Annotated in this window: 13 protein-coding genes and 1 pseudogene; 9 read left to right on the top strand and 5 right to left on the bottom strand. The window is 35.1% G+C overall.

The genetic code is table 11. The features are described from left to right. The first annotated feature begins 26 nt into the window (after positions 1 to 26). The 3 genes from G4D63_RS12995 to G4D63_RS12985 all read left to right on the top strand — a co-directional run bounded on the left by G4D63_RS12995 (position 27) and on the right by G4D63_RS12985 (position 2,912). The gene (locus G4D63_RS12995) at positions 27 to 1,292 is read left to right on the top strand and encodes a metal-dependent hydrolase family protein (protein ID WP_163180086.1); all 1,266 of its coding nucleotides are present in this window, start codon (positions 27 to 29) and stop codon (positions 1,290 to 1,292) included. A 219-nt stretch (positions 1,293 to 1,511) separates the two neighbouring features. Beyond that, a complete protein-coding gene (locus G4D63_RS12990) occupies positions 1,512 to 2,408 on the top strand; it encodes a CPBP family intramembrane glutamic endopeptidase (protein WP_163180085.1) in 897 nt (298 codons plus the stop codon). A 36-nt stretch (positions 2,409 to 2,444) separates the two neighbouring features. Beyond that, positions 2,445 to 2,912: a GNAT family N-acetyltransferase gene (locus G4D63_RS12985; RefSeq protein ID WP_163180084.1), complete on the top strand. Its 468-nt coding sequence runs from the start codon at positions 2,445 to 2,447 to the stop codon at positions 2,910 to 2,912. Positions 2,913 to 2,972: 60 nt separating this feature from the next. On the opposite strand, the gene G4D63_RS12980 is transcribed toward G4D63_RS12985, so the two are convergent. After that, positions 2,973 to 4,442 (bottom strand): potassium/proton antiporter, encoded by a 1,470-nt coding sequence (locus G4D63_RS12980; protein WP_163180083.1) that lies wholly within the window; start codon positions 4,440 to 4,442, stop codon positions 2,973 to 2,975. A gap of 219 nt (positions 4,443 to 4,661) precedes the next feature. Here G4D63_RS12980 and G4D63_RS12975 point away from each other — a divergent pair, with 219 nt between their 5' ends. The 3 genes and pseudogenes from G4D63_RS12975 to G4D63_RS12965 all read left to right on the top strand — a co-directional run. After that, positions 4,662 to 5,087, top strand: coding sequence for an ASCH domain-containing protein (locus tag G4D63_RS12975; RefSeq protein ID WP_163180082.1), 426 nt, complete (start codon positions 4,662 to 4,664; stop codon positions 5,085 to 5,087). A 63-nt stretch (positions 5,088 to 5,150) separates the two neighbouring features. Further along, positions 5,151 to 5,345: a YwbE family protein gene (locus G4D63_RS12970; RefSeq protein ID WP_163180081.1), complete on the top strand. Its 195-nt coding sequence runs from the start codon at positions 5,151 to 5,153 to the stop codon at positions 5,343 to 5,345. A gap of 269 nt (positions 5,346 to 5,614) precedes the next feature. After that, positions 5,615 to 5,815, top strand: a pseudogene (locus G4D63_RS12965) (type I phosphoribosyltransferase); the annotation flags it as partial. 180 nt (positions 5,816 to 5,995) lie between these two features. On the opposite strand, the gene G4D63_RS12960 reads toward G4D63_RS12965, so the two are convergent. Both G4D63_RS12960 and G4D63_RS12955 read right to left on the bottom strand, forming a co-directional pair. Next, entirely contained in the window at positions 5,996 to 6,970 is a 975-nt protein-coding gene (locus tag G4D63_RS12960; protein ID WP_163180080.1) for a diguanylate cyclase domain-containing protein, read from the bottom strand. A 27-nt stretch (positions 6,971 to 6,997) separates the two neighbouring features. Continuing rightward, positions 6,998 to 7,231 carry a PAS domain S-box protein gene (locus tag G4D63_RS12955; protein WP_163180079.1) on the bottom strand — a complete coding sequence of 78 codons (234 nt, stop codon included), beginning with the start codon at positions 7,229 to 7,231 and terminating at the stop codon, positions 6,998 to 7,000. Positions 7,232 to 7,387: 156 nt separating this feature from the next. Here G4D63_RS12955 and G4D63_RS12950 point away from each other — a divergent pair, with 156 nt between their 5' ends. Then, on the top strand, positions 7,388 to 8,155 hold the full coding sequence (locus tag G4D63_RS12950) for a TatD family hydrolase (RefSeq protein WP_163180078.1): 768 nt from the start codon (positions 7,388 to 7,390) through the stop codon (positions 8,153 to 8,155). A gap of 18 nt (positions 8,156 to 8,173) precedes the next feature. Here G4D63_RS12950 and G4D63_RS12945 read toward each other — a convergent pair whose 3' ends face one another. Together G4D63_RS12945 and G4D63_RS12940 are read right to left on the bottom strand one after the other, a co-directional pair. Then, the gene (locus G4D63_RS12945) at positions 8,174 to 9,136 is read right to left on the bottom strand and encodes a phosphotransferase enzyme family protein (protein WP_163180077.1); all 963 of its coding nucleotides are present in this window, start codon (positions 9,134 to 9,136) and stop codon (positions 8,174 to 8,176) included. A gap of 53 nt (positions 9,137 to 9,189) precedes the next feature. Next, a complete protein-coding gene (locus G4D63_RS12940; RefSeq protein WP_239585966.1) occupies positions 9,190 to 10,119 on the bottom strand; it encodes a DMT family transporter in 930 nt (309 codons plus the stop codon). Positions 10,120 to 10,303: 184 nt separating this feature from the next. On the opposite strand from G4D63_RS12940, the gene G4D63_RS12935 reads away from it, so the two are divergent. Together G4D63_RS12935 and G4D63_RS12930 are read left to right on the top strand one after the other, a co-directional pair. Beyond that, a complete protein-coding gene (locus tag G4D63_RS12935; RefSeq protein ID WP_163180076.1) occupies positions 10,304 to 11,032 on the top strand; it encodes a gamma-glutamyl-gamma-aminobutyrate hydrolase family protein in 729 nt (242 codons plus the stop codon). A gap of 45 nt (positions 11,033 to 11,077) precedes the next feature. Further along, positions 11,078 to 11,833 carry an exodeoxyribonuclease III gene (locus G4D63_RS12930; RefSeq protein WP_163180075.1) on the top strand — a complete coding sequence of 252 codons (756 nt, stop codon included), beginning with the start codon at positions 11,078 to 11,080 and terminating at the stop codon, positions 11,831 to 11,833. Positions 11,834 to 12,088 lie beyond the last annotated feature (255 nt).

Genomic DNA, 12,088 nt, shown 5'->3' with positions numbered 1-12,088 from the left:
AAATAAAAACGAGAGGAAGAGGTTAAATGTCAGTTACAGTGATTAAGAATGGGAGATTAGTAGATGGAAATGGCGGAGAGTCGATCGTAAATGGTGCTCTTGCTTTTGAAGGTGAAAAGATTATATTTGTGGGTCGAGAAGAAGACTTACCGAGATTTGATGGAGAGACTACTGTTTTAGATGCAAATGGGGGCACGATTTTACCTGGATTCATTGATACTCATGTTCATATGATGCTAGAGTATGAGCCAGTAGAACAAAGATTAGCGACTCCTTTTTCATATAATTTTTATAAATCGATTAACTACATGAAAAATACAATAAATGCAGGAATCACCTCTGTAAGAGACTGTGGTGGTACGGACGCAGGTGTAAAGCAAGCTGTTGAAAACGGATTAATTGTTGGTCCACGTATTCAAATTAGTGTAACGGCGTTAACCACAACAGGGGGGCACGGAGATTCTTGGACAGCGTCAGGGCAAACGGTGAAACTTCTTTTGGATGAGTACCCTGGAATGCCGAACGGAATATGCGACGGTGTAGAGAGTGTCCGTAAAACAGTAAGGGAAGTACTTCGTGCTGGTGCAGATGTTATTAAAGTACATAGTACAGGAGGGGTCTTAAGTCCAACTGATCACCCAGAATTTACTCAGTTTACAATTGAGGAATTAAAGGTAATGGTCGAAGAAGCTAAATTCCGTCGCGGAATCAAGGTAATGGCTCATGCACAAGGAGCAGAGGGAATTAAAAATGCGATTAAAGCAGGAATTCATTCGATCGAGCATGGTATTTATCTAGATGATGAGTGTATTGAACTAATGCTAGAAAATGGTACTTATTTAGTTCCAACTCTGTTAGCTCCAGTTTCCGTATTAGAACTAGCTGAAAAAGCTGGAATGCCTGACTGGGGAGTGAAAAAGGCGAAAGAAGCAATAGAAGCGCATAAAGTGAATATGGCAAAAGCTTATAAAGCAGGTGTAAAGATTGCTATGGGAACAGATGCAGGCGTAATGGCTCATGGAACAAATTTAAGAGAGCTTGCCTTAATGACTGATATTGGCATGACTCCTATGGAAGCAATTGTATCCACAACAAAGGTTGCAGCTGAATGTATGGGCTGGGAGGATCGAATTGGTACTCTAGAGGTTGGAAAACTAGCAGATATTGTGATCTGTAGTACAAATCCTTTAACTGACATTCGTTCTTTAGAAGACAATGATAATATTAAAGTGGTTATACAAGGTGGAAAGGTCCTTAAGGAGACAGCCTTACCCGTAAAGGCTACCGTGTAAGTGTAGACAACAAGGACTCCTAATATCGGATTGAATTGAATCTAAGGATTGATAAATAATTAAATAGTTTTTTGGCGTGAGTTCAAGATGAATTCACGCCTTATTTTTCATTAATACAAACACGTAGATTGGCCTTCCTAATAAAAAAAGAAAAAAATAGAGGATTTTCTAATAAATAGAGAAATAGTAATTTTAAAATCTCTAATTGGGGGAAATAAGATGGGGGCAAAGTTAAGTCCTGGAATGCGAATTTTTGTCACATCTTTCGCTACGATTTTAGCGATGGTTGTAGTGGCTGGAAGCATGATGTTGTTAGGGTTATTTGATGATATGATTGAAAGTAGACTCATAACTTTCGTGGTTAATTTGTTCGTAGCAATAATCAATATTAGTTTAATTTCTTATCTCATGAAAAAGTTAGATCATGTTCACATAAAGGAAATGGGCTTTAGGGTTGAACGAAAGGATTTGTTTTTTGTTTTAACAGCTTTTATCGTGACTTTAACTTTAATCCTGAGTTATGTCGGAGTTCTCATTCATCATAATTTTATTAGTGGAACCTTTAACATCAGTTTATTAAAAGAATTAAATTTCTATCTATTATTTTTGGTTGCTTGTATTGGATGGATTTTTGCTGCATCACATGAGGAGGTCCTTACCAGAGGATATTTTATGAAGAACCTTTCTCATCGGAAGATTCTTTCTATGTTGTTGATCTCTCCATTGTTATTTACAATCATACATATTCCGTTTAGAGGCTTGAATCCAGCTATGCTGTTAACCTGGTTTTTTGGTGGGATATCTTATTCTTATTTGTATTTAAAATCAGGAAGCTTATCAGTTACCACCTTAGTACATGCGATTCACAATATTACCAATGATCTAGCTTTCTATAACCTTCCTAATTTTTCCTTGTTTAGCCTGGCAGAAAACTTAACAAGCCATTACAAAGGATATTATGAATTGTTGCTATGTATTTCTATCATTTTCCTAACTTTTATCTTTTACGGGAAAAATGGTTTCTTTACACCTGCACATAACTTGAGTAATTTCTGGGAGAAACATAAAAATGAGGTTAAAGTTGAACAAGTGAACAAGAATAGTGTGACACCATAAAGTTGATTGATTATTAGTAAATGGAGAGTGTATTACATGCAAATAACTATCAGATCAATGACAGAAGAAGATAAAGAGTTTATTATTGGACTTTCGACTCGTTTTACTGAGTTTGATTTTATGGAGTGGCGAGATCCTGAAAAAATGAAAGATGCTCAATTTAAACTGATAACAGATGCTATTGAAAACTTAGATTCGGATTCTGATATTTTTGTAGCCGAAGATGATACAAGAAAACTATTAGGATTTCTACATCTCACTAAAAACGTTGACTACTTTACAGGAGAAAGTCAAGGATATATATCTTCTTTGGCTGTTTCAAAAGAAGGAGAAGGTAAAGGGATAGCGAAGAGCTTGATGGAAAAAGCGGAAGAATGGTCGCGAAGTAAAGGATATAAGCAATTAACATTAAATGTTTTCGCTCGTAATGAAAGAGCTCTCAATTTTTATTCTAAATTCGAGTATGAAAAAGAAGTTATTAAGATGGTTAAAGAGTTAACATAACTGTAGAGAAAAAAAGAAACCAAGAGGCACTAGCTACTTGGTTTTCTTTGATGTTTAAAATCAACTATGATAAATAAACATCTTTTTAATCTTGCTGATACTATCTTTTTCCGCCAAAATGTACATTATATCTCCAATTAGAACCCTAGTATCACCACGAGGTGCGATTAGTTTATTGTTTCGTATGATCGCATTGATTACGACATTTTCTGGGAGTTCGACTTCCTTAAGTTGTTTATTAATAAATGAAAGGTCTTCTCTTACCTCAACCTCAATGATTTCTGCATTGGATTTACCAATCGAAACAAGCTCCAAGGTGTGAGGAGAGGTCACCTTATAGTCACCTTTCACACCTAATCTCTTGGCAAAAATCGGAATTGTAGATCCTTGAATTAGGGCGGAAGTCAAGACAACGAAAAAGACTACATTAAAGATTAGTTGACTATGTTCCACACCAGCAATCATAGGGAAAGTGGCTAAAACAATGGGCACTGCCCCTCGTAGTCCCGCCCAAGAAATAAACGCCATTTCCTTCGTGTTAAAGTTAAAATATGGGATCGACGCGAAGACAGCAATTGGACGTGCTATAAAAATTAAAATTAAGGAAAGTAATAACCCTTTCCAAATCATATCCCAATTCATTAATTGAGAAGGAAAAACTAGTAATCCAAGAATGATAAACATTAGAATTTGCATCATCCATGCAAATCCTTCATTAAAACGGAAAATAGCATGTCGATAAGTTAAATCCCTATTTCCTATAACGATTGCTGCAACATATACCGCTAGTAAACCACTGGCGTTCACCATAGCAGTGATACTATAAGTAAGGATCGCAAATGCTATCGCAAGAACTGGATAAAGTCCACTTGAATCTAGGTTAATATTATTAATTGATTTTGAACCAATCCACCCAAAGATAAAACCTAGTAGTAGGCCGATACCCATCTGCCAGAAAAATGACAAAATCAGGATGAAGATATTTGCTTGGTCATTAATAATCAGTTGAATAACTGATAAAGTTAAAAACACTGCCATTGGGTCATTGGAACCGGATTCTGCTTCTAGTGTAGCAGCAATCTTATCTTTAACATTTTGCCCAGTTAATACATAGAAAACGGCAGCAGCATCTGTTGAACCAACAATTGAACCAATTAAGAATGCCTCAAGCCAATCAATTCCTAGTAAAACCTTTGCACTTATAGCTACGATTACAGTTGTTAAAATAACTCCAGTAGTAGCTAATGAAAGTGCTGGTTTGGTCACTTTTTTAACTGAACTCCATTTTGTTTGAAGTCCACCCTCAAATAGAATAATGACTAGTGCTAAAACTCCAATCAACTGGGCAATATTCGCATTATCAAAATAGATAATCCCTAATACATCGCTTCCCATGACAATTCCGAGGATTATAAATAACACAAGCGCGGGAACACCGAGCCTAGTAGAGAATTTAGTCGTTATTACTCCTAACAATAACAATAATGAAAAGAGTAAAATCATATAATCTGTATCAAAATGATGGAGCATATACCTTCTCCTTATCTAAGTAATAGGTTTCTTTCAATTCATTCCTTATTTTTAGCTTTTTCGAGTGTTAGCCTTTATTTTATTATTTTATTATTTTATTATATCGTATTTGACAATTAATAGGACAGATAAGCGAACTCTTCTATGATCAAAATATTAGATAGATGGAGTAGAGCCAGGATAAACTAAAAAATGAATCCAAAAATGGAGGCATTTAAGATGAAGGTTTTATCAATGATTCAACCTTGGGCTAGTCTGTTTGCCCTACAACTAGCACAATATGAAACAAGAACCTGGAAAACGAACTACCGTGGCACTCTGGCAATCCATACTAGTAAAAAAATCAATAAGGAAGTCTGCTCACATATAGCCATACAAAAGCTTCTAGGAAAAAAAGGCTATACAGTAGACAAGCTTCCGACCGGACAAATTATTGCAATTTGTAAATTGGTTAATTGTCTACAAATTGTTGAACATGATCAAACCTCTGCGATTTTGGAAGATGGGCGTGTCGTGGCTGGTAATGATTTCTTATTAGGTGAATTTATTACTGGTAATTACGCCTGGGTGGTACACGATATGAAGTTACTTGATGTATATATTCCAGCCAAAGGAAAGTTAGGGTTATGGGAATATCCCTTATAGGTGTATGATTAGAAATAAATAATAAGTAACTACTATATAGAAGTGGGAATAAAGGAGAGTATTATGTCGGGTACATTTCGTAATCAAATAAATATAGGCTCAAGAGTGAAGGTTGTCCAGAAGAAAGATCAGCGTACAGGAATTTTAACAGAAGGTGTTGTATCAAGGATATTAACTAAATCTGCTACACATCCGCATGGTATTAAGGTTATGTTACAGAACGGTATTGTGGGAAGGGTAAAGGAAATAGAAGATTAAAGATTTGGATTTATGATACATTAAAAAAGTGATATTCTTACAAGGTTTATAAGGTGAGTGCAGGATGTAATTTCTAGGAAAACGCCATTATAATCCGTGCTTATTTACATTTATCTAAGCCGAATGATAAGAAATCACTTAGTTCAGGTGGTTTCTTGTCATTCGGCTTTTTGTTTGGCTTTGATTGTTTTTTCTAGAAGCAAAGCAAAGAAAAGGACGTTAATGTTTTTAGGAACCACTGATAAACGCTTCAAAAGGAGGGCTTCTTAGTGGAACAGTTGAAAAGAGCGATCGATGAAAAAGGCACTGTATTATCTAATAATGTTTTAAAAGTTGATTCTTTCTTAAATCATCAAATTGTTACAGATTTAATGATTCTAATTGGAAAAGAATTTGCAAGTAGGTTTCAGGATTGTCAGATTACTAGAGTTTTAACAATAGAAACTTCTGAGATTGCACCGAGTTTTATGCTCCACAATTCACTTTAGCCTATATACTAGTTGCTGTCTTTTTAGTTTATTGCGCATATCAGCATGCAAATCAACGTGTAAAGACTTCAGAAATTTTTTCATCTAATCCCAAAGTGGCTTCATAAATATAAATATAAACAAGGGAACTTCTCTTTCAAGAAGTTCCCTTGTCATGTATGATCAATGTTCATCCATTTCTTTGGAATAAAGGGCGTACCCATTCCTTCCATAAGATTTGGCTTTATACATGGCAATATCAGCCTGCTGTATTAGTGTTTGATAATCAAGATTAGCAGTAGATATAGTGATACCGATGCTACTGGTTGTCGTGAGATCAACTCCATCAATGATAAAGGGTGTTGTCATCGTTTTAATGATTCGCTCTGCAATTTCTAAAGGTTCTTTGTCATCTTTTATATTAGGCAAGAGGATCGTAAATTCATCTCCACCTAGTCTTGCCACCGTATCAGCATCACGAACCTGATTTTTCAGTCTCGTTGCCACAAGTTGAATTAGTTGGTCACCAATTTTATGACCAAAAGAATCATTCACTTGTTTGAAATGATCTATGTCAGTAAACATCACGGCAACTTTTTTATTAGTACTTATTTCAGAAAAACGATTTTCAAATAAGCGGCGGTTCGGTAAATTTGTAAGAGGGTCGTAATTGGCTAAGAAGGTTGCTTGCTCTTCAGCCCTCTTTATTTTTGTTATATCCTTACCAATTCCATAAACACCAATTACTTCTTCGTTGACGATAATGGGGATACTTGAGCACGATAAATCTACACGTTTCCCGTCCTTATCCCAAATTGTAATATCAAATTGTTGGGGGACCCCATTCAAAGCTTCAGAAAAGTGGTACATTGTTTTATCTATATGTTCATCGACTATAAAGGACACAAAAGATTGCCCGATTACTTCATCTGGTTGATAGCCAGCAACTCTCTGGCAAGCAGGATTCATTGCGATAATAGTTCCATTAAGATCAATGTCATATATCATATCCGTATTATAATAGAAGAAAGACTCATATCTCTTTTCACTTAGCTTTAGGTGTTCTTCTAAATTTACTTGGCTAGTAACATCAATGATGGAACCCATTATCTTAAGGGTGTCGTAAATTAATTTACAATGGACTTCAATATGAATCACATTTCCATCTTTTTTTATTCCTTTTAGTCAAAAAGGTTTTTCTGATTGAGCAAACGCTATGCCTACTTCAAGAGCCAAAGAATAGGACTCTGGAAGTAAGAGATTTTCTAGCTTTATTTTATTGGAAAGAAGTTCCTCACGATTATATCCAAAGAGGTTTGAAAAAGCAGGGTTAACATAATTGAATTGACCATCCTGATATATATATTGTGAAATTAAGGATTCCTCTGTTAGGTCATTATAGTAGTGATTGTGTTCCAAATAATTTCAGTCCCTTGTTAGTGATCATAGATAAATATATAAAGAAAGAACTTCAGTAAAACATAACATTACATAACATCGACTTAATGAATATAACATTATATTATTATACCACTATGAAAAGCTTCGATGAAAGTTATAGTAGGAGGCAAAGAGATGATTGATGCCCATATTCACCTTGATCAATATACGAATGCAGAAAAACAAATAGATAGCTGGCTGCTAGCAGGTGTTAGCAATGTGATAGCCGTATCGACTGATCTGTCATCATCCTATCGAACACTAGAACTACAGGGGAAATATCCCGATTTTATTCATGCAGCAGTGGGGTTTCATCCTGAAAGACCACTTCCAAGAGAGTCTGATTTTATAGAATGGGAATCCTTGGTGAAAAGAGAGAGGAGCCGTATTATTGCAATCGGTGAGATTGGCCTACCGCATTATAATCTTGCTGAACTGAAACCTACACTTCATCACTACGAAGAGTTTCTATCAAGATGTTTAGAGGTTTCGGCTAGATATGGGTTACCTGCAGTTTTACATGCAGTTCATGATAAAGCGATTATAGTATATGAGTTATTGCAAAAGCATGAAATACAAAAAGCCCATTTTCATTGGTTAAAAGCTCCCCTTAAAGTAGTCAATCAAATTGTCGAGAGTGGCTATTATATCTCGGTTACGCCAGAGGTCTGTTACAGAAGTCGTGATCAGGATTTGGCTAATAACGTACCGCTCTCCCAGCTATTAATGGAAACAGACGGGCCGTGGAGATTTGGAGATATTTTTAGTAACCTGGCGACAACTCCACTGTTACTAAATAAGGTTGCTGACCAACTTGCAGTCATTAAAGGTGAACATAGGGATCTTATAGTAGAATTAACAACTAAAAATACAAAAGTCTGTTACAACATAAAGAGCAAATGAGTTATGTGCATTTGCTCTTTATGTTTTATTGATTCTGATGTTTGTCAATAGCTTGTCAAAGTGTAAGTCATACTTAAACTTTTCAGTGAGTTTAGTTTGTTGTGATTGATTCATTGTATGAAATCTCCTTATAACAATAAAGAGGTGCCTTAGTTGTAGGAAATCCTGAAAGTACTGCATCAGTAATGGGTTAATTTGATTTTCTTCCATGTACCCTGCTAGAAAGTGATCTAAGAAATAGGAGGCAAATTCATCTCGCTCTGATGAAGGGACAGAGAAATTAAATGTTTCATTGTATAAAGTTTTAGCTATATCGTTAATAAACCAACTATATTCTGCATCATCAAAATCGATAACCGTGATGGATTGGTCTTTTAATAAAAAGTTTCTATGGTGAAGATCTGAATGAATAAGTCCATAATCATTTGACCCCATAGGTAAGGAAACTAATCGTTCTTTAATTTCTTCATATTTTCGTTTAACAGTGGGAAGTGCTCTTATATCAATATTTACATACTTATTTTCATACCAATGTTTTCGGTTATAAGTGTTTGAAGGCTTGTAAAACTTTGTTGCGTGATGCATTCTTCCCATTGTTGAACCCCAGTTTTTTATAATTTGAGGGGTGAAATGGCTTCTGTCAATAAGAAAACCTAATGCTTTTTCGTACGAGATGATTGAATAGTAGGCTTTGTTTAAAGGAATCTTTTCAACGAAATGTCCATTTCTAGAAGGAATGGGATTAGAGACCTTAATATTACAATGATCCAAGTACTGTAGCCAATCAATCTCTGCCAATATTTCATCTAGTGTTCTATGGCTACTGTGAGTAATTTTAAGGATGTATTCTTTTTGTTCTTTCTTATAAGAGAAAACAGTACTCTCGTTCCCATTCAGGTTTTTTAATGAATCAGGATTTATAGCATATAAAGAAATGGCTTCCGATAAGACCTTATTTAAGTATTTCGGTAGTTTTTCCATCTTATCAGAACCTTTCCTAAATTATTTATTAGTTAGTTAGCGTTCTCGCTTTTTTAACTAGCAACATGGTGAGTTTTTTTCTTGCTCACAAACCACTTTTTTGTATTAGTACCTATATAAACGCCTGATAGTACAAGGGCTGCCCCAACTCCATGTGCCCATGTTAATTTCTCACCTAAGAAAAGGGTAGCCATTATAACAGCTGATAATGGCATCACATTGATAAATATAGATGCTTTCGCTGCTCCAACTTCTTTAATACCGTTATAGTACATAACAAAAGAAATAACTGTAACAAAAACGCTCATGTGGATAATGGCTACCCAAGCATCAAAGCTCGCGTGTTGAACATCCTGCCAAGTTGTTTCCATGAGTGCAAACGGTAGTAACATAATAGTCCCAAAAGCTACAGCGTAGGTAGTAGAGACAACTGCACTGAATTTTTTTAAGACAATCTTTCCAACCACACTGTATAGTGCCCAACTAATAACAGCCCCAATTAAAACAAAATCAATAGGTTCAAAGCCAAGTGTAAGAAGTGAAAGCAAATGTCCATCCGTTATAATAAACGTTACCCCGGTTAATGCGATGATCATTCCTATGATATTGTTCCTAGAAATGGTTTCTTTTAAGAATATCCCTGATAATATAACGATTAATACTGGATTAGATGCAATAAAAATGGAGCTTTTTATAACAGGTGCGTGCTTACTCGCGAGAAAGAAGAAAATATTATACAAGGCAATCCCTGTTAATCCTAACACTGCAAATAAACCATAATCCTTTAATGTTGGTTTTATTTGCTTTTTTTCCATCATCCACATGATGGGAAATAAAAGTACAGCAGCTCCAAGGAATCGCAAAAACGCAACTGTAGAAGGTTCAAAGCTTTGAACCGCAAATTTACCTGCAATAAAAGCACTTCCCCAGGTAGCGGTTGCGATTGTTAACATACCATAAGTTATCCATAATTTTTTATTCATCTTTTAACCCTTCATTCTTTTTGAATTTATTAATTTATTGTAACATTTTTTCGTAACTCGAAATAATAGTTTTTTTAGATAGGTATTTGTTTCCTACAGTGTCTTAAATGATTGTTAAAAAACAATGAATATCTTATAGTACAGATAGAAGATGGTAGTTTATTAGTGTAATGGAGGAGCAAATATGAAGAAACCTGTCATTGGCATTACAGGAGCATATGTAAAGCATAACCACCATATGGAAGGGGTTTATGTTCATCATGATTATCATAAAAGTGTTGCAGCAAATGGAGGATTACCAATCATTCTTCCTTTTATAAATGAGGAGCTTGCTCTTGAAATGGCAGAAATGTGTGATGGGATTATTTTAAGTGGTGGGGAAGATGTTGATCCAGCCTTCTATAAGCAAGACCCGCATCTTCATCTTGGTCCTACAATACCAGAAAGAGATCTAGTTGAAATGGCAATTGCTAAACATGCGATTGAAAAAAACATACCATTGCTAGCAATTTGCAGAGGTATTCAGGTTCTTAATGTTGCACTAGGTGGTACTTTGATTCAGGATATTCCTAGCCAAACAAATCAACCTATTCAACATTCTCAAATAGTTGATAGAGCAAGAGATACCCACTGGGTAGATATCGAGATAGATAGTAATCTTTATAAGATTTTAGGTGCAGACCGAGTAAGAGTTAATAGTCTTCATCATCAATCAATAAATCTACTTGGCTCGGATTTAAAAGTTGTGGCAGTTTCATCAGATGGTATCATTGAAGCGGTTGAGTATACCGGACCATCAACGTTTACTTTAGGAGTACAATGGAATCCAGAATCAATGACGGGTACAAATGTAACCATGAATAAATTGTTTAGTGAGTTTTTAAAGTCAAGTCATAAAGTTATTGCCTTATAAAATAGTCACCACGAAATAACTATAAGAGGTAGGAGAATTGAGATTATGAAACTAGTATCATGGAATGTTAACGGACTCAGAGCCTGTGTCCAGAAAGGATTTTTAGACTTTTTTAGTGAAATAGATGCCGATATTTTCTGTGTTCAAGAAACAAAACTACAAGAGGGGCAAATAAACTTAGAGCTAGAAGGATATTTTCAATATTGGAACTACGCAGAGAAGAAAGGCTACTCAGGTACAGCAGTATTCTCTAAGCAAGAACCACTTTCGGTATCCTATGGAGTTGGGAGTGAAGAGGACCAATCTGAAGGGAGAATCATCACACTAGAGTATGACACCTTTTATCTTGTAAATGTTTATACTCCAAATTCACAAAGAGACTTAGCAAGGTTACCGTTTAGGTTGCAGTGGGAAGTTGAACTCCGTCAATATTTACTTGTTTTGGAACAAAGTAAGCCAGTTATTTTATGTGGTGATCTTAATGTAGCCCATAATGAAATAGATCTGAGAAATCCAAAGCCTAACAAAGGTAATTCTGGTTTTACAGATGAAGAGCGAGCTGAAATGACAACTTTACTGACCTCTGGATTTATAGATTCATTTAGACATTTATATCCTGATAAAGAAGAAAGTTATACGTGGTGGTCCTATATGAGACAGGTGAGGGAAAAGAATATAGGCTGGCGTATTGACTATTTCATCTTGTCTTCTAAATTAAAGGATTTGCTAAAAGAGTCAGACATACACTCAACCATTTTGGGAAATGATCATTGTCCTATTTGTATTGAAGTAGATTTATAGATATAAAGTGAATTTTTTTAGTAGGAACCCACTTTAAACTCCTATATAATAGCAAGATTCATAATATAGTTGAAATCACTATTTTCACGTTACATAACGCTTGAAGAGTAAGGGTAAAGATTACCTTTTTATCTTTAAGCGTTATTTTTGCTAGTCATAATTCTTGCGCCTTTAATACATATTTTGTAGGGAATGCTTTTGAGATTTGATATATGTTACCTGAATGTTTTATATCCTATTTTTCTTTTAAGTTCT

Source organism: Bacillus mesophilus, from assembly GCF_011008845.1.
In the GTDB taxonomy this organism is placed as follows: Bacteria; Bacillota; Bacilli; order Bacillales; family SA4; genus Bacillus_BS; species Bacillus_BS mesophilus.
This window is presented reverse-complemented; position numbering and strand designations above follow the sequence as displayed.